General features: G+C 63.8%; 16 protein-coding genes. 3 read left to right on the top strand and 13 right to left on the bottom strand.

Going from position 1 to position 17,543, the window contains the following annotated elements; genetic code table 11:
* Nucleotides 1-33 precede the first annotated feature (33 nt).
* The 5 genes from leuC to rplS all read right to left on the bottom strand — a co-directional run bounded on the left by leuC (nt 34) and on the right by rplS (nt 5,055).
* Nucleotides 34-1,443, bottom strand: a complete 1,410-nt coding sequence (gene leuC / locus NKJ35_RS20650; RefSeq protein WP_352649377.1) for a 3-isopropylmalate dehydratase large subunit — start codon at nt 1,441-1,443, stop codon at nt 34-36.
* 249 nt (nt 1,444-1,692) lie between these two features.
* A complete protein-coding gene (locus NKJ35_RS20645; RefSeq protein ID WP_352649376.1) occupies nt 1,693-2,328 on the bottom strand; it encodes a class I SAM-dependent DNA methyltransferase in 636 nt (211 codons plus the stop codon).
* A 52-nt stretch (nt 2,329-2,380) separates the two neighbouring features.
* Nucleotides 2,381-3,196 (bottom strand): amino acid ABC transporter permease, encoded by an 816-nt coding sequence (locus tag NKJ35_RS20640; protein WP_352649375.1) that lies wholly within the window; start codon nt 3,194-3,196, stop codon nt 2,381-2,383.
* Between the two features lie 266 nt (nt 3,197-3,462).
* Nucleotides 3,463-4,260, bottom strand: coding sequence for a transporter substrate-binding domain-containing protein (locus tag NKJ35_RS20635; RefSeq protein WP_352649374.1), 798 nt, complete (start codon nt 4,258-4,260; stop codon nt 3,463-3,465).
* 255 nt (nt 4,261-4,515) lie between these two features.
* Entirely contained in the window at nt 4,516-5,055 is a 540-nt protein-coding gene (gene rplS / locus NKJ35_RS20630) for a 50S ribosomal protein L19 (protein WP_254817835.1), read from the bottom strand.
* 355 nt (nt 5,056-5,410) lie between these two features.
* Here rplS and NKJ35_RS20625 point away from each other — a divergent pair, with 355 nt between their 5' ends.
* On the top strand, nt 5,411-6,163 hold the full coding sequence (locus NKJ35_RS20625) for a sulfite exporter TauE/SafE family protein (RefSeq protein WP_352649373.1): 753 nt from the start codon (nt 5,411-5,413) through the stop codon (nt 6,161-6,163).
* Here NKJ35_RS20625 and trmD read toward each other — a convergent pair.
* Both trmD and rimM read right to left on the bottom strand, forming a co-directional pair.
* Nucleotides 6,145-6,843: a tRNA (guanosine(37)-N1)-methyltransferase TrmD gene (gene trmD, locus NKJ35_RS20620; RefSeq protein WP_254817836.1), complete on the bottom strand. Its 699-nt coding sequence runs from the start codon at nt 6,841-6,843 to the stop codon at nt 6,145-6,147. The genes NKJ35_RS20625 and trmD overlap by 19 nt on opposite strands.
* Nucleotides 6,840-7,439, bottom strand: coding sequence for a ribosome maturation factor RimM (rimM, locus tag NKJ35_RS20615; protein ID WP_254817837.1), 600 nt, complete (start codon nt 7,437-7,439; stop codon nt 6,840-6,842). The genes trmD and rimM overlap by 4 nt, the downstream gene beginning before the upstream one ends.
* Nucleotides 7,440-7,554: 115 nt before the next feature.
* Here rimM and NKJ35_RS20610 point away from each other — a divergent pair, with 115 nt between their 5' ends.
* Entirely contained in the window at nt 7,555-8,493 is a 939-nt protein-coding gene (locus NKJ35_RS20610) for a tyrosine recombinase XerC (RefSeq protein WP_254817838.1), read from the top strand.
* Between the two features lie 85 nt (nt 8,494-8,578).
* Complete coding sequence (locus NKJ35_RS20605; protein ID WP_352649372.1) at nt 8,579-9,646, top strand: TraB/GumN family protein; 1,068 nt, start codon at nt 8,579-8,581, stop codon at nt 9,644-9,646.
* Nucleotides 9,647-10,019: 373 nt separating this feature from the next.
* Here NKJ35_RS20605 and NKJ35_RS20600 read toward each other — a convergent pair whose 3' ends face one another.
* The 6 genes from NKJ35_RS20600 to NKJ35_RS20575 all read right to left on the bottom strand — a co-directional run bounded on the left by NKJ35_RS20600 (nt 10,020) and on the right by NKJ35_RS20575 (nt 17,456).
* Nucleotides 10,020-10,379: a hypothetical protein gene (locus NKJ35_RS20600; protein ID WP_352649371.1), complete on the bottom strand. Its 360-nt coding sequence runs from the start codon at nt 10,377-10,379 to the stop codon at nt 10,020-10,022.
* Nucleotides 10,380-10,409: 30 nt separating this feature from the next.
* A complete protein-coding gene (lpdA, locus tag NKJ35_RS20595; RefSeq protein WP_352649370.1) occupies nt 10,410-11,816 on the bottom strand; it encodes a dihydrolipoyl dehydrogenase in 1,407 nt (468 codons plus the stop codon).
* Between the two features lie 18 nt (nt 11,817-11,834).
* Nucleotides 11,835-12,590: an SDR family oxidoreductase gene (locus NKJ35_RS20590; protein ID WP_352649369.1), complete on the bottom strand. Its 756-nt coding sequence runs from the start codon at nt 12,588-12,590 to the stop codon at nt 11,835-11,837.
* Nucleotides 12,587-13,042 (bottom strand): hypothetical protein, encoded by a 456-nt coding sequence (locus NKJ35_RS20585; RefSeq protein WP_502894229.1) that lies wholly within the window; start codon nt 13,040-13,042, stop codon nt 12,587-12,589. The genes NKJ35_RS20590 and NKJ35_RS20585 overlap by 4 nt, the downstream gene beginning before the upstream one ends.
* Before the next feature lie 95 nt (nt 13,043-13,137).
* Entirely contained in the window at nt 13,138-14,439 is a 1,302-nt protein-coding gene (gene odhB, locus NKJ35_RS20580) for a 2-oxoglutarate dehydrogenase complex dihydrolipoyllysine-residue succinyltransferase (RefSeq protein WP_352649368.1), read from the bottom strand.
* A 29-nt stretch (nt 14,440-14,468) separates the two neighbouring features.
* On the bottom strand, nt 14,469-17,456 hold the full coding sequence (locus tag NKJ35_RS20575) for a 2-oxoglutarate dehydrogenase E1 component (RefSeq protein ID WP_254817845.1): 2,988 nt from the start codon (nt 17,454-17,456) through the stop codon (nt 14,469-14,471).
* Between the last annotated feature and the right edge of the window lie 87 nt (nt 17,457-17,543).

The following is a 17,543-nucleotide window of genomic DNA, read 5'->3' as shown; positions in this document are numbered from 1 at the left end:
GGCACTCTCATATCCGACAGGGGGCGCCCTGCGCTATTTCCACTCGCGGATGTCGACGAAATGGCCGGCAATTGCCGCCGCCGCCGCCATTGCCGGCGACACCAGATGGGTGCGGCCCTTGAAGCCTTGGCGCCCTTCGAAATTGCGGTTCGAGGTCGAGGCGCACCGCTCATGCGGCTTCAGCCGGTCGTCGTTCATGGCAAGGCACATCGAGCAGCCCGGCTCGCGCCAGTCGAAGCCGGCCGCGACAAAGATCTTGTCGAGGCCTTCGGCCTCGGCCTGTTCCTTGACCAGGCCGGAGCCCGGCACGATCATCGCGCTGACCCGCGGATTGACCTTCTTGCCTTCGATCACCTTGGCGGCGGCGCGCAGATCCTCGATGCGGCCATTGGTGCAGGAGCCGATGAAGACGCGGTCAAGTTCGATATCGGTGATCCTGGTGCCCGGTGTCAGGCCCATATAGTCGAGTGCACGCTGCTTGGACGTGCGCTTGTTCTCATCGGTGATGTCGTCTGGGTTCGGCACGATGCCTTGAACCGAGACAACGTCTTCGGGCGAGGAGCCCCAGGAGACGATCGGCGGCAGCTTTGCCGCGTCGAGCACGACAACCTTGTCGAAATGCGCGCCTTCGTCGGACTGCAGCGTCTTCCAATAGGCGAGCGCGGCATCCCAGGCTTCGCCCTTGGGGGCGCGCGGCTTGTCCTTGACATAGGCGAAGGTGGTCTCGTCTGGCGCGATCAGGCCGGCGCGCGCGCCGGCTTCGATCGACATGTTGCAGATCGTCATGCGGCCTTCCATCGACAGCGCACGGATTGCCTCGCCGGCATATTCGATGACATAGCCGGTGCCGCCGGCTGTGCCGATCTCGCCGATGATGGCGAGGATGATGTCCTTGGCGGTGACGCCTTCCGGCAGTACGCCATCGACGCGCACCAGCATGTTCTTGGCCTTGCGCTGGATCAGCGTCTGCGTCGCCAGCACATGCTCGACTTCCGAGGTGCCGATGCCGTGCGCCAGCGCCCCGAACGCGCCATGCGTCGATGTATGGCTGTCGCCGCAGACGATGGTCATGCCGGGCAGCGTGAAGCCTTGCTCCGGACCGATGATGTGGACGATGCCCTGGCGGATATCCTTCTCGGAATAATATTCGATACCGAAATCCTTGGCGTTTTTGGCCAGCGCTTCGACCTGGATGCGGCTTTCCTCGTTCTTGATGCCGAACTTTCGCTCGGGCGAAGTCGACACGTTGTGGTCGACGACAGCCAGCGTCTTTTCCGGATGCCGAACCTTGCGGCCGGTCATGCGCAGGCCTTCGAAAGCCTGCGGGCTGGTGACTTCGTGGACGAGGTGGCGGTCGATATAGAGCAGGCAGGTGCCGTCGTCCTGGCGGTCGACGACATGGTCGTCGAAAATCTTGTCGTAGAGGGTGCGCGGTGCGCTCATGTGCGTAAATCCGTCGATTTAAAAAGGGAAAAGGACGCCGGTCGGCCCGGCGAAACAGCCTGGCGAGTCCGCCCTAGCGAAGTCGGCTGGTCAGCGCCCCGCAGACGCGTGCGGAAAATCGCGACGGCAGGCGTTTCCTGTCCTGCAGCACGAAACCTTTATAGGCCGGATCGCCAAAAAGCTCTTCCATGGCGCTGCTCATATCAATGTTTTGGCTTTTCAGCAATCGCGTCTGCCTTCGCAGGCGCTTCACAGCACCTCGAACACGAAGGTCTTCACCAGCGCGTCGGGCTCGGCGATCGCGTAGCAGCGGAACCACGGGCTCTCCTCGACCGGCCGCCATTTTTTCGCCTGCTCCAGTTCGCCAAACACGGCCTTGAACCCGCTGCTTTCAAACACCTGGTCACGGACCGTGAAGATGGCGTGGCCGCCCTTCCGGGTGATGCGCGCCAGCTCATGCAGGCCCGACGCTGGCGCGTGGCTGATGGTGAACACGCCGGTCGAGAAAAAGGCGCGGAAATAGCCGTCCGGCCAGGGCAATGGCCCGCCGAGCATCGCCTGTTTCAGCTCGCTGTAGGCCTGCCGGCCGCCGGCGATTTTCAGCATGTCCTGCGACAGGTCGAGCCCGGCAATGTCGTGGTAGCCGAGCGCCTTGAGCGACGGCCCCGACAGGCCGGTGCCGCAGCCAGCGTCGAGCAGCGGTCCTTCGCCCGGCGGCACGTAGCGCGCCACCCAGGCGGTGATCAGGAACGGCAGGAGATAGCCGAGCGCCGCGGTTTCGCCGTCATAGGTCGCGGCCCATTGCGCATAGGCCTTGGCGAGCGCCTCAGGCGTGTCGGCCGTGTAGACCGCTTCAAGCGCCGCATTGGCCTTGTCGATGATCATGGGTCCTCCCCGGTCGCGTCCGCTCGATGGTAGCGCCGTTTTCGCCTGCCTTCTATTCCCCATGCTGGTGGCGCAGCCGCTTCTCCAGCGCCCGCATGGCCAGCGACAGGCCAACGGTCAGGATGAGATAGATATAGGCGACGATCGAATAGGTTTCGAAGAAGCGGAACGAGCCGGCGGCGTAGATCTTGCCCATCTGGGTGATGTCGGCGACACCGAGCACCGAGACCAGCGAGGAATCCTTGACCATGGCGACGAAATCATTGCCGAGCGGCGGCAGGATGGTGCGGATCGCCTGCGGAAAGACGACCAGCCGGAAGCGCTGCGTGCGCGTCAGCCCGAGCGCCTTCGCCGCCTCGATCTGGCCTTTCTCGACCGCCTGGATGCCGGCGCGGAACACCTCCGAGATGAAGGCGGAATAGCCGATGGTCAGCGCCATGACGGCGCGCCATAAAAGCGAGACGTCGCGTACCAGCAGTTCACCGAAGAGGCCGGCGCTTTGCAGCGGCGCCGTCAGCGCGTTCCACGCCGCGACGAAGGCCGGCGCGCCGGCAAAGGCGATCCAGAACAACAGCACTAGCATCGGTACGCCGCGGATGATCTCGACGTAGAAGCGGGCGATCTGGCTGAGCCAGCGTGAGCCCGACAGGCCCATCAGCGCGACGCCGAGCCCGATCGCGCAAGCCAGCGCAAAAGCGACCACGGTGACGAAGACGGTGACGCCGATGCCCTTGGCGACGGTTACGAAGACCTGGGCATAGAGGTCGCTGGCAACGATGAAGACGGCGGCGGCCAAGGCGATCGCCACAGCCACGGCAAGCCACCACGGGAAGTCGGATTTGGCGGTGGCGAGAGGCGGCGACGGCATCAAGCGGTACCGGTGACAGAGTCACGAAGGCAGCGTTCTGTCACACCCCCCTCTGGCCTGCCGGCCATCTCCCCCTCAAGGGGGGAGATCGGCAGCTTTGACCTCGCCGCCCGTTCTGCAACACTGAAAATTAGCGAAAACCGATGCGAAATCCGATCTCCCCCCTTGCGGGGGAGATGGCCGGTAGGCCAGAGGGGGGTGTACGAGCGCAGAGTCAGCGCGAGTTCCCGCGCACAATCGTCATGAAATGCGCGCAACAAGCGGGCCTACTGCCCCATCTTGTAGTCGAGGAACCACTTCTTGTTGAGCGCGTCGAGCGTGCCGTCGGCCTTGAGCGCGGCGATCGCCGCGTTGACCGGCTTCACCAGGTCGGAGCCCTTAGGGAAGATGAAGCCGAAATCCTCGGTGCCGAGCGGCCCGCCGATCAGCTTCAGCCCGCCATTGGACGCATCGACATAGCCCTTGCCGGCAGTGCCGTCGGTGAGCACGACATCGACGTCGCCGGCCTTCAGCGCCTGCACCGTCGCGCCGAATGTCTCGAACAGCTTTATGCGCGGGTTCTGCTCATTGCCGTCGAGCACGCTGTAGACGGCGGTGTAGAACGGCGTGGTGCCGGCCTGCGCACCGATCAGCCCGTCCTTGAAGGCAGCGAACGTCTCGGCATCGGTGAAGCGTTTCTCGTCGCCGCGCACCAGCATGAACTGTTCCGAGCGCATATAGGGATCGGAGAAATCGACCTTCTGCTTGCGGTCGTCCTTGATGGTGATGCCGGTCATGCCGATGTTGTATTGGTTGTCGGAAACCGCCTGGATCATCGCGTCCCACGAGGTGTTCTGGTACTCGACCTTGAAGTTCAGCCGTTTGGCGATCTCGTTCATCGCGTCATATTCCCAACCGATCTGCTTACCGGTCTTGGCATCGATAAACTGCAGCGGCGGATAGGCGTTTTCGGTCACCACCACCACTTTCCTGCCGCCAAGATCGGGCAGCGCCTGCGCCAGGGCCGCGATGGGCACGAGAAGGCAAGCCAGCAGGCCGGCCAGCAGCAGTTTCGATTTGGTCATGACACGCTCCCCAAGAACTGAACCGCCTCGATCGACCGAGGCATGCAGGAAATCCGGCGCCGACTTTAGCTTTCCGCAGGCGCCTTGCAAGCCGCTCCGATGCGCCGCTCGGCACGAAAATGAGTTTCCAATGCTTTCACCGGCGGCATTACGGAACGATCCGTATCGATTGCGGACCGGCAAAATCTAATCCACCTCCCGAAACAAAAAGGCGGCCGAAGCCGCCTTTCCGAAACCATGGGTTTTAACGACGCCTTATTCGGCGGCAGCTGCTTCCGCGGCCTTGGCGGCCTCGTCGGCGGCCTTCTTCTCGGCGGCGTCCTGCGCGGCCTTCTCGGCGGCCAGCGCCTGGGCGGCGGCCACCTTCTCGGCCTCGATACGCGCCTTCTCGGCGTTCAGCGCATCGCGCTCTTCATCGTTGAGCTTGCGGGCGCGCACGCCGGTGTTTTCCGAAATACGGGCCGACTTGCCGCGACGGTCACGCAGATAGTACAGCTTGGCGCGACGCACCTTGCCACGACGCACGATCTCGACGCCCTCGACCATCGGCGAATAGACCGGGAACACACGCTCCACGCCTTCGCCGTAGGAGATCTTGCGGACGGTGAAATTTTCCTGGAAGCCGGCGCCGGCGCGGGCGATGACGACGCCCTCATAGGCCTGGACGCGGGTGCGAGTGCCTTCGGTCACACGGACCTGGACGCGCACGGTGTCGCCGGGCTGGAATTCGGGAAGCTTGCGCTTGGCTTCGATCTTGGCGGCCTGCTCGGCCTCGAGCTGACGGAGGATGTCCATCTCAATAATCCACTTCTTGTTCTTCCGACAGTCAGAGCGTCCGACACTCGCCTTGCAGTCGCATCGACCGCTCGGCTATGCCCTTCGTTCGAGAACTTCTGTTCGAGAACGTCGGGCAGGGGCGACTACACCGTCACTGTTGACGGGTCCGGGAGAATTTTCTTCCGGTTCGGCGCGCACATACAGCTATTTCGGCGCTTTGTCACGCCTTCGCTGGCTTTTTTTGGCGCTGCTTCTTTTTGGCTGGCGCCCCTGTGGCAATCCCGTGATCGCTTGTGGTCCAGGGGGTTGCGCCCGCGCGTCAAGCTTTCTAAGCCGGAAGATAAGCATTTTTCCTCCAGCGACGACACCCCTCATGCCAATCTTGGACGCGGTCCTGCTCTTTCTCGCCGGCTTTCTATCAGGCGCGGTCAACGCCGTTGCCGGCGGCGGCACGTTCCTAACCTTTGGCGCCATGACCCTGGCCGGCCTGCCGCCGATCGTCGCCAACGCGACATCGTCGGTGACGCAATTTCCTGGCTATATCACCTCGACGCTGGCCTATTGGCACGACATCAAGCATTTCTGGCGCGGCGCACTGCTGCTCAGCCTCATTTCGGCTCTCGGTGCGCTGTCTGGCGCGCTCATCCTTCTAGGCCTCGACAACCCGTCGTTCCGCGCCTTGGTGCCGTGGCTGCTGGTGGCGGCAACAGCGTTGTTCGCTGCCGGGCCATGGCTGAAGCCGGCGCCCAAGCCGGAGCATGAAGCCGCCGTGGGTTCGCTGGTCGGGTCGCTGGCGCAGTTCGCCACCGCCGTCTATGGCGGCTTCTTCGGCGCCGGCATGGGCGTCATGATGCTGGCGACGCTCGGTCTCACCCAGTCCGGCGATTATCATCGGCTGAACGCATTGAAGAACATGCTGGCCGTGGTCATCGCTGCGGTTGCCATCCTGGTCTTCGTCTCTGGCGGCGTCATCGCCTGGCTGCAGGCGATCATCATGATCCCGGGTGGCGCGCTCGGCGGCTACGCCGGCGTCTGGATCGCCAGGCGCGTGCCGCAGAACGCGGTACGCGGCTTCGTCATTGCCGTCGGCCTGTTCCTGGCCTTCTACTATTTCGATAAGGGCTGAGCGGCTAAAAGATCCGGCCGTCGCTCCTTCGTCAGCCTCTCCGCTTCGGCCCGCCGCCACGCCGCGATCTTGCTGTGATTGCCCGAAATCAACACTTCGGGAATCGGCCGGCCCTCGAATTCCTGCGGCCGTGTATAATGCGGATGTTCGAGCAGGCCGTTTTCAAAGCTCTCTTCCTCGCCTGATACCGCATTGCCCATCACGCCGGGCAGCAGGCGCACCACGGCGTCGAGCAGCACGAGTGCCGCCGGCTCGCCGCCGGACAGGATGAAATCGCCGATCGAGACTTCCTCGAGGCCTCGCGATTCGATGACCCGCTGGTCGACGCCTTCGAAGCGGCCGCAGACGATCACGGCACCCGGCCCGGCGGCGAGCTCACGCACACGGCGCTGTGTCAGCGGCTTGCCGCGAGGGCTCATCAGCAGGCGCGGACGTGGATCGCCTGCCGGCGAGGCATGGTCGATGGCGCTGGCCAGCACGTCTGCCCGCATCACCATGCCGGCGCCGCCGCCGGCCGGCGTGTCGTCCACGGTCCGGTGACGATCGCGGGCAAAGTCGCGGATCTGGATCGTTTGGAGCGACCAAATGCCGGTCTCGAGCGCGCGGCCGGCCAGCGACAGGCCAAGCGCGCCGGGAAACATCTCGGGATAGAGCGTCAGCACCGAAGCCGAAAAACTCACCGGTTGCCTCCGGCGTCCCTCGGCCCGCGCGGCCTCCCCTTGGGGTCGAAGCTGTCGCGCTCGGCAGACTCTCCGTCCTCGTCCTCGACCAACCCTGCCGCAGCCGGATCGATGCGGACAAAGCCGCCGGCGATCGACACTTCCGGAACAGCGGCCTGCGTGAACGGGATAAGCACGCCTTTGCGCCCCGCCAGCGTCACGTCGAGAATGTCGCCGCCGCCAAAATTATGCACGGCGACGACCTTGCCGATAATGGCACCGGTGTCGTCCTTGACCTCCAGCCCGACGAGATCGGCGTGGTAGAATTCGTCCTCTTCGCCCTCATCAGGCAACACCGAACGGTCGACGAACAATTCGGTGCCGGCAAGCGCCTCGGCGGCATTGCGATCGTTGACGCCTTTGAAGCGCACCACCACGACGGTGTTCGCAGGCCTGATGTCGACGATCTGGAAGGCGCGGCCATCCCTGGCGTAGAGCGGCCCGTAATCGGCCAGCGCCAGCGGGTCGCCGGTAAAGCTCTTGACGCGCAATTCGCCCTTGATGCCGTGCGCGGCACCGATTACGGCCATCTGGACGGGGTTTTGCGGTTTGCTCATCTGCGGAAAATCCTTTGCCTTGCTCTAGCCCCAGCCCATCGTCATTTCAATGATGCCGCTCTTCACCGCTTACTAACCCGCATGCCGGAAGATGGCGGGGAACTGGAAGAGCGCAATGCAGGAATTCCTCATACCGGCAAAACCCGATCTTCAGGCGGCGCGCGAGGCCTGGCTGAAGATGCTGGCGCGCGAACGCCGGCTGTCGCCCGAAACCGTCGAGGCCTATGAGCGCGACACGCGCCAGTTCCTGCATTTCCTGACCGGCCATTGCGGCGGCTCGCCTGGTATTTCAGACATCGCCGACCTGCGCCCGGCCGATCTGCGCGGCTTTCTCGCTGCCCGCCGTGCCGAGGGCGCCGGCGCCCGCACGCTCGGGCGCGGGCTGGCCGGCATCCGCTCGCTGCTGCGTTTCCTGGAACGGCGCGGCCTCGCCAATGCGGCAGGTGCGGCAGCCTTGCGCGCGCCGCGGCAGCCGAAATCGCTGCCCAAGCCGCTGACCGCAAGCGATGCAAAGCACGTCGTCTCGGTGGAAGGCCAGCTGGCGGAGGAGCCGTGGATTGCCGCCCGCAATGCCGCCGTGCTGACTCTGCTCTATGGGTCCGGCTTGCGGATCTCCGAGGCGCTCGGCCTGTCGGGCGCCGATCTGTCCTCACCTGGTGATACTGTGCTGCGCGTCACCGGCAAGGGCGGCAAGACGCGGCTGGTGCCGGTGCTGCCGGTGGCGCTGCGGGCGATTGCCGAATACCGCCGCCTCTGCCCCTGGCATCTCGATCCCAAGGGCCTGCTGTTTCGCGGTGCCCGCGGCGGCCCGCTCAACCCGGCGATCGTCCAGCGCGACATGGCCAAGCTGCGCTCGGCGCTCAACCTGCCCGACACGGCGACGCCGCATGCGCTGCGCCATTCCTTCGCCACGCATCTGCTTGGGCGCGGCGGCGACCTGCGCACCATCCAGGAGTTGCTCGGCCACGCCAGCCTGTCGACAACCCAGATATACACCGGCGTCGACACCGCGAGGCTGCTCGAGATTTACGAAGCAGCTCATCCTCGTGCGTGATGGATGCTTGAATCGGTGACGGTCTCGCAACAATTTTGATGCGTTGATTAACCGTTTTGCCGCTTTTTGCGCCTAGAAGCGCAGCATGAAACGCCTCATCGCCATCGCCGACCGCGCGACCCAAGTGTCGCTGAAGCTGCTCGTCGCGCTCAACGCCCTGTTTTTCCTCTCCTTCCTCATCATCGCGCTGCTCGCCGCGGGCAAGGCACGCGCCGAGGCCCCGGCCTGCACCGGTACCGATATGCTGAGCGCGCTGCAAAAGAACGACCCGGCTAGCTACCGCAAGATCGAGGCGGACGCGGCAGCAACACCGAACGGCAAAGGCTTGCTGTGGAAGCTCGAAAAATCGGGCGAGAAACCGTCCTTCCTGTTCGGCACCATGCACCTTACCGACCCGCGCGTCACCACGCTGCCGCCCGCCGCGCAGAAGGCATTTGATGCGGCTGGCACCGTCATCATCGAAACCACCGAAGTGCTCGATAAGCAGAAGATGATGGCAGCATTGCTGAAAGAGCCGGATCTGATGATGTTCACCGACGAGACGACGCTTTCGTCGCTGCTGTCGCCGGAGGACGCGGCGGTGGTCGACAAGGCGCTCGACGCGCGTGGCATCCCGCCAGCGACCGTCGCCAAGATGAAACCTTGGTTGCTGTCGGCGATGGTGGCGCTACCAGCATGCGAAGTCGCCCGCCAGGCTGGCGGCGCGCCGGTGCTCGACGTCAAGCTTGCCAAGGACGCCGAGGCTGCGGGCAAATCAGTCGAGGGACTGGAGACAATCGCCGACCAGCTGCGCGCCATGGCTTCGCTGCCGATCGCCTTTCACCTGAAGGGGCTGGTCGATACGCTGAAGCTTGGCGACAAGGTGAACGACGTCAACGAAACCATGATCGTGCTTTACCGCCGTGGCGACACTGGCATGTACGTACCGCTGTTTCGGGCTGTCGTCCCCGAACAGGTCGACGACCAATCGGGTTACGCCGAATTCGAGCAGACCATGATCACCAGCCGCAACAGGGTGATGGTTGATCGTGCAGCGCCGATCCTCGCCCACGGCAATGTCTTCATGGCGGTCGGCGCCATGCACCTTCCCGGAGCGCAAGGCTTGGTCGAGGGTTTCCGCAAGACCGGCTATACGGTGACTGCCGTCAACTGAACAACACGCCGGAGTTGCACACCGAATCATCGCCACGCCTGGGTCAACCCCTACTCGCGGCGCGACGGCGGACCAGCCGCGCTTCGTGTCAAGAAACTGAAAAAGGTTCGCTTTGGCTCGACCGAACCCATTTTGCGGTGGAAATGCATGCCTGCAAGCGATTCCGGATCAGAATTGCCCTGTTTTCGGCGTTTTCAACGCCTAATGTGAAACCGATTCAACGATTGTACGTTGATGGCTATTACTTGATGTTTTTCATCCACGGAGGACACTTTTATGGCGAACACACCCAATCCGAACGACCCATTCACCTCGCCGGGCTCCGCGCGGCCAAGCGGCGGCGGCAGCGGCTGGCTGATTGCCCTGGTCGTCGTTATCCTGGCAATTGTCGCCTATTATGTTTTTGGAAGACGTAGCGAGGCACCTGCGCCTGCCGAACCGCCCGCAGCCAGCACACCAGCTCCGGCCCCAGCGCCCGCCGAGCCGATGAAACCAGCCGAACCGGCTCCTGCGCCAGCTCCGGCAACACCCGCTCCGGCTCCCGCTCCGGCAGAGCCTGCACCCGCTCCGGCCCCTGCGCCAGCCCCGGCCCCGGCCCCGGCCCCGGCACCAGCACCAGCACCTGCCCCGGCTCAGTGATCAAACTGCTGATTTGATATAAGAACGGCCCGCTGAAAAGCGGGCCGTTTTGTTTTTGGGAGCAGCCGTCGAGGGCTTTGGACGTTTCAGCCAATCTCTAAGGTTTGCGATTCACCGCGTTTGCTCAGATATGGATCGGCTTGAAGAACGTCGCCAATGCCGCCTCCTTTACCGCTTCCGACATTGTCGGATGGGCGTGACAGGCGCGGGCCAGGTCTTCCGACGAGCCGCCAAATTCCATCAGCACGGCCGCCTCGTGGATCATCTCGCCGGCGCCGAAGCCGACGATGTGGACGCCGAGCACACGGTCGCTGGCCTTGTCGGCCAGGATTTTCACAAAGCCGTCGGTGTGCAGCATGGCGCGCGCCCGTCCATTGGCGCTGAAGGGGAATTTTCCGGCCTTGTAGTCGATGCCGGCCTTCTTCAATTCTTCTTCGGTCTTGCCGACCGAGGCGATTTCCGGCGTGGTGTAGACGACGCTCGGAATCACGTCGTAGTTCACATGTCCGGCCTGGCCGGCGATGGTTTCGGCCACCGCCACGCCCTCGTCCTCGGCCTTGTGTGCAAGCATCGGCCCGGCGATGACATCGCCGATGGCATAGATGCCTGGCACGTTGGTCCTGAGGTGGTCGTCGGTCTTGACCCGGCCGCGCTCATCGACGTCGACGCCGGTCTCCTTCAGCCCGAGAGCGTCCGAATAGGCCCGTCGGCCCGTCGCAATCAGCACCGCGTCCGCCTCGATCGTCTCGGCTGCTCCGCCCTTGACCGGCTCGAAGGTGACAATCGCTCCCTTCCTGGCCTTGGCGACGCCGGTCACCTTGGCGCCCAGCCTGAACTCAAATCCCTGCTTCGACAGCAGGCGCTGGAACTGCTTGGAGACCTCGCCATCCATGCCGCCCAGGATGGTGTCGAGGAACTCGACCACGGTGACCTTGGCGCCGAGCCGCGCCCAGACCGAGCCGAGCTCCAGACCGATGACACCACCGCCGACCACCGCCAGATGGCCCGGCACCTTGTCCAGCGACAGCGCGCCGGTCGACGAGATGATCACCTTCTCATCGAAATCGACCTTGACGCCGGGAATGCCGGCGACGTCGGAGCCGGTGGCGATGACGATGTTCTTGGTCTCGATCTCCTCGACCTTGCCGTCATCGGAGGTCACCGACACCTTGCCGGCCGCAACTACCTTGCCGGTGCCACGAAAACTGTCGATCTTATTCTTCTTGAACAGGAAGGCGACGCCATTGACGTTGGCCGTTACCGTCGCATCCTTGTGTGCCATCATCTTCCCAAGGTTGAGCTTGGGCGCGCCGATCTCGACGCCGAGCGCCTCGAAGGAATGGCCGGCCTCGGCAAACATCTCGGACGCATGCAGCAGCGCCTTCGACGGGATGCAGCCGATGTTGAGGCAGGTACCGCCGAAGGTCGGGTCCTTTTCGACCACCGCCGTCTTCAGACCGAGCTGCGCCGCCTTGATGGCGCAGACATAGCCGCCTGGTCCCGATCCGATGATAACGACATCATAGGCCATGATACTGTCCCTTTTGCTTTAGCGGCCGCCGCCGATTTCCAGATTGGCGCCTGTTGTGTAGGACGCCTCGTCCGACAGCAGCCACAGAATTGCGGCTGCGACTTCCTCGGCGGTGCCGACGCGCTGCATGGGCACCACCTTGCGCATTCTCTCGGCGCGATCCGGCTGACCGCCGGAGGCATGAATTTCGGTGTCGATGATGCCCGGGCTGACCGCGTTGACACGAATGCCTTCGCCGGCCACTTCGCGGGCAAGCCCGATGGTGAAGGAATCGAGCGCGCCCTTCGAGGCGGCGTAGTCGACATATTGACCCGGCCCGCCAAGCCTTGCCGCGATCGAAGAAACATTGGCGATGGCGCCACCCTTGCCGCCATGCCTGGTCGACATCCGCTTCACCGCCTCGCGGGCGCAAAGCATCGGCGCGATCACATTGATGCGCATCATGCGCTCCAGCCTTGCAGCGCTAAACTCGTCGACGCGCGCGCTCTGGTCGACCACGCCGGCATTGTTGACGAGCGCGTCGAGCCGACCGAAACGGGCATCGAGAGCCTCGAACATGGCCAATACGTCCGTCTCGCTGCCGACATCGGCCTTGATTGTGAAGGCTTCTCCGCCAGCAGCCTCGATGTCGGCGACCACCGTTTCGGCGGCTTTTGCATTCGACGCGTAATTGACCGCAATGCGATAGCCGGCCTTGGCGGCAAGCCTGCATGTGGCGGCCCCAATGCCGCGGCTGCCGCCGGTCACCAGCAGGATCTTTCCGCTCGCGCTCATTCCTGACATCCCTTCAGGGCAAAGACGTCCCAGGGCACCCTGGAAAAGCCGTTGGCGCCATAGGCCGCCGACATCTGCAACGACGCTCCCAAGTCAGGCAAGATCAGCTTCTTCGGCGCATCCTTTCCTTCGCCCGGCAGCAAGGCGATATTGCCCTGGTCGTCGGCAGTGTAGATGACGCCCTCCCACACGGTGCAGGCGGCGAGCTCGTCGCCGGTGACGTCGCCGGCCGGGCATTTGTACATCAGCGAGCCGTGCGGCCGCGCCACGCCCTCCGTCCACATGACGATGCCGTCGAGCACGACGCCGTTGTCGAGCACCATCTTGAAGGTATTGGTGACGGTAGCCGACTCCATGGTCGGCCTGAAATCGATCTCGGCGGCGTTCTCAGGATCGCCATAGACGGCCAGTTCGAGCGGGCAGGCGGCGAGGGCCGCGGAGACCGTCTGCACGCCGAGTGCGCAGATTGTGACAAACAAACCGGACCGGAAACGGCACGAACTCATCCGGCGGCGCAGATCCATGCTCCGGCCCACGTCGGCCGCCCCTAGAGGTCGAGCACCAGCCGCTCAGGATCCTCCAGGCTTTCCTTGACCCGCACCAGGAAGGTCACCGCTTCCTTGCCGTCGACAATGCGGTGGTCGTAGGACAGCGCCAGATACATCATCGGCCGGATGACGATCTGGCCGCCGACCACCACCGGCCGCTCCTGGATCTTATGCATACCCAGAATGCCGGACTGCGGCGCATTGAGGATCGGCGTCGACATCAGCGACCCGTAAACGCCACCGTTGGAAATCGTGAACGTGCCGCCTTGCATATCGGCGACGGAAAGCTTGCCGTCGCGCGCCGCAAGCCCCAGCCTGCCGATGTCCTTCTCGATTTCGGCGATGGACATCTGGTCGGCATTGCGCACAACCGGCACGACAAGGCCTTTCTCTGTACCGACGGCAACGCCGATATGAGCGTAGTTCTTGAAGATGATGTCGGTGCCGTCGATCTCGGCATTGACCGACGGGATCTCCTTCAGCGCATGGGTGACGGCCTTGGTGAAGAAGCCCATGAAGCCGAGCTTCACGCCGTGCTTCTTCTCGAACACGTCCTTGTATTTGCTCCTCAGCGCCATCACCGCGCTCATGTCGACCTCGTTGAAGGTGGTCAGCATGGCGGCGGTCGATTGCGCTTCCTTAAGGCGCCGCGCGATGGTCTGGCGCAGCTTGGTCATGCGCACGCGCTCCTCGCGCGACGCATCGTCGGCAGGGGACGACGCGCGCGCGGCTACGGGTGCCGGTACAGGCGCGGCCTTGGGCATTTCTGCCGGCTGCGACGGCGCGCCCCTGGCGATAAGGTCGAGCACGTCGCCTTTCAGCACCTGGCCGCGCTTGCCCGAGCCCGACACCTGGTCGACCGCGAGATTGTGCTCGGCCAGCAGCTTTGCCGCCGACGGCGCCGGCGGCATGGTGCGCGTCTCGATCGCGCCGGCGTCGCCGGCAATCTTGGCCGTCTCGGCCGCAGCCTGCTTGACGCTCGAGGCCGCAGTCGGAGCCGAGGCCTGCGACACCGCCTCCTGCTTCGTTGCCGGAGCGGCGGCGGCATTGGCTGCCGCGCCGGCGCCTGCCGAAATCGTGCCGAGCAGTGCGCCGACGCCGACCGTCTCGCCTTCCTTGACGGCGATCTCGGCGAGCGTGCCCGCGGCGGCGGCCGGCACTTCCACCGTCACCTTGTCGGTTTCGAGCTCGACGAGCGGCTCATCGGCGGCGATCGCGTCGCCGACCTTCTTGAACCACTTGCCGATGGTCGCCTCGGTGACGGATTCACCAAGTGTCGGGACGCGGATTTCGGTTGCCATTGTGCCTGTCCGTTTCTTTCGGTTCTGTTCTATTCACCAAGCGCGTCGTCGAGCAAGGCGGCAAGCTGGGCGAGATGCTTCGACATCAATCCGGTCGCCGGCGAGGCGGCGGCCGGCCGGCCGGTATAGCGCACCCGCTGATGCTTGGCGTCGATATGCGCCAGCACCCATTCGAGATACGGGTCGATGAACGACCAGGCGCCCATGTTCTTGGGCTCCTCCTGGCACCACACCATCTCGGCATTACGGAAGCGCGACAGTTCGGTGATCAGCGCCTTGGCCGGGAACGGATAGAGCTGCTCGACGCGCAACAAATAGATGTCGTTGATGCCGCGCTTCTCGCGCTCTTCGTAGAGGTCGTAATAGACCTTGCCCGAACAGAGCACGACACGGCGGATTTTCGAATCCTTGGTGAGCTTGATGGCCTGGCCTGACAGCAGCTGCGCGTCGTCCCACAACAGCCGGTGAAAGGCGCTTTCGCCCGACATTTCCGGCAGCGTCGACACCGCCCGCTTGTGGCGCAGCAGCGACTTCGGCGTCATCAGGATCAGCGGCTTACGGAAGTCCCGCTTCAATTGCCGGCGCAAGATGTGGAAGTAATTGGCCGGCGTCGTGACGTTGGCGACCTGCATGTTGTCTTCGGCGCAAAGCTGCAGGAAGCGCTCGAGCCGGGCCGACGAATGCTCGGGCCCCTGGCCTTCATAGCCATGCGGCAGCAGGCAGACGAGGCCCGACATTCTGAGCCATTTGCGCTCGCCCGACGAGATGAACTGGTCGAACACCACCTGGGCGCCGTTGGCGAAGTCGCCGAACTGCGCTTCCCACAGCGTCAGCGCCTTCGGCTCGGCCAGCGAGTAGCCATATTCGAAGCCGAGCACGGCCTCTTCCGACAGCATCGAGTTGATGACCTCGAAGCCGGCCTGCGCCGCCGACAGATTGTTGAGCGGTATATAGCGTGTCTCGTCGCGCTGGTCGTAGAGCACGGAATGCCGCTGCGAGAAGGTGCCGCGCTCCGAATCCTGTCCGGACAGCCGGATCGGATTGCCGTCGAGCAGGATGGCGCCGAAGGCCAGCGCCTCGGCCGTCGACCAGTCGATGCCTTCGCCGGACTCGATCGCCTGGCGGCGATTGTCGAGGAAGCGGATGATCGTCTTGTGCGCCTCGAAATCCTTCGGCACCTCGGTCAGTTTCTTGCCGATCTCCTTCAGCGTCTTGACCGGCACGGCGGTCTTGCCGCGCCGCTGTTCGTCCTGGTTGTCGGCCGAGCGCAAGCCGGACCAGGCGCCGTCCAGCCAGTCGGCCTTGTTCGGCTTGTAATGCTGGCCGACCTCGAATTCCTGCTCGAGATGCGCCCGCCAATCGGCCTTCATCTTTTCGAACTCGGCCTGGGTGATGTGGCCTTCGGAAATCAGCCGGTCGGCATAGATCTGCACCGTCGTCTTCTGGTTGCGGATCTTGCGATACATGATCGGCTGGGTGAAGGCGGGCTCGTCGCCCTCATTGTGGCCGAAGCGGCGGTAGCAGAACATGTCCACCACGACAGGCTTGTGGAACTTCATGCGGAATTCGATCGCCACCTTGGTGGCATGGACCACGGCTTCCGGATCGTCGCCGTTGACGTGGAAGATCGGCGCCTCGATCATCTTGGCCACGTCGGACGGATAGGGCGACGAACGCGAAAAGCGCGGGTTGGTGGTGAAGCCGATCTGGTTGTTGATGATGAAATGCAGCGTGCCGGCGACGCGGTGGCCGCGCAGGCCGGACAGGCCGAGGATTTCGGCAATCACGCCCTGGCCGGCGAAGGCGGCGTCGCCATGCAGCAGCAAGGGCAGCACCTTGGCACGCTCTTCCAGCGGCACGATCTCCTCGCGGCTGCGGCCGAACAGATAGTCCTGCTTGGCGCGCGCCTTGCCCATCACCACCGGATCGACGATTTCCAGATGCGAGGGATTGGCGGTCAGCGACAGATGCACCTTGTTGCCGTCGAACTCGCGATCCGACGAGGCACCGAGATGGTACTTCACGTCGCCCGAGCCTTCGACCTCGTCGGGCGCGGCCGAGCCGCCCTTGAACTCGTGGAAAATGGCGCGGTGCGGCTTGGCCATCACCTGTGACAGCACGTTCAGCCGGCCGCGATGCGCCATGCCGAGCACGATCTCCTTCATGCCGAGCTGGCCGCCGCGCTTGATGATCTGCTCCAGCGCCGGGATCAGCGACTCGCCGCCATCAAGGCCGAAGCGCTTGGTGCCCTTGTACTTGACGTCGATGAATTGCTCGAAGCCTTCCGCCTCGACCAGCTTCTGCAGGATCGCCTTCTTGCCAGCTGCGGTGAAGGAGATCTCCTTGTCGGTACCCTCGATGCGCGCCTGGATCCAGGCCTTCTCCTCGGGATCGGAAATATGCATGAATTCGACGCCGAGCGTCGAGCAATAGGTCCGGGTCAGGATATCGAGCATCTGCCGGATGGTGCCGAATTCCAGCCCGAGCACATTGTCGAGGAAGATCGGCCGGTCGTAGTCGGCTTCGGTGAAGCCGTAATTCTCCGGCGACAGCTCGTTATAATCCTCCAGCGGCTTGGCAATGCCAAGCGGATCGAGATTGGCGTGCAGGTGGCCGCGCATGCGGAAGGCGCGGATCATCATGATGGCGCGGACGGAATCGCGCGTCGCCTGATGCACGTCGGCGTCGGAAAGCGCTGCGCCGTTGCCGGCTGCCCTGTCCTTGACCTTCTTTTCGATGTGCTTTTCGACCAAGCCCCAATTGCCGTCCAGCGCCGAGACCAGCTCGCCATTGGCCTGCATCGGCCAGGAGGGCTTGGCCCAAGACGCGCCCTTGGCGTTCCTGCGCACGTCGCCGGCGTCATCCTTCAGCGCCGCGAAGAAATCCTGCCATTCGGGATCGACCGAAGCAGGATCGTCCTCATAGGCGGCATAAAGCGCGTCGATATAATCGGCATTGCCGCCATAGAGGAAAGAGGTAAGCGAAAACTGGTCGTTGGCCTGATCTTGTCTTGCCATTTTTGTCCGCGGAGCCGCGCTCCGTCTCCTTTTCAGAGCGAATAGAGAGTAGCGAATAGCGAGTAGGGATTTTCCCTGGTTCGCGCC

Source organism: Mesorhizobium sp. M0136 (genome assembly GCF_040322515.1).
In the GTDB taxonomy this organism is placed as follows: domain Bacteria; phylum Pseudomonadota; class Alphaproteobacteria; order Rhizobiales; family Rhizobiaceae; genus Mesorhizobium.
This window is presented reverse-complemented; position numbering and strand designations above follow the sequence as displayed.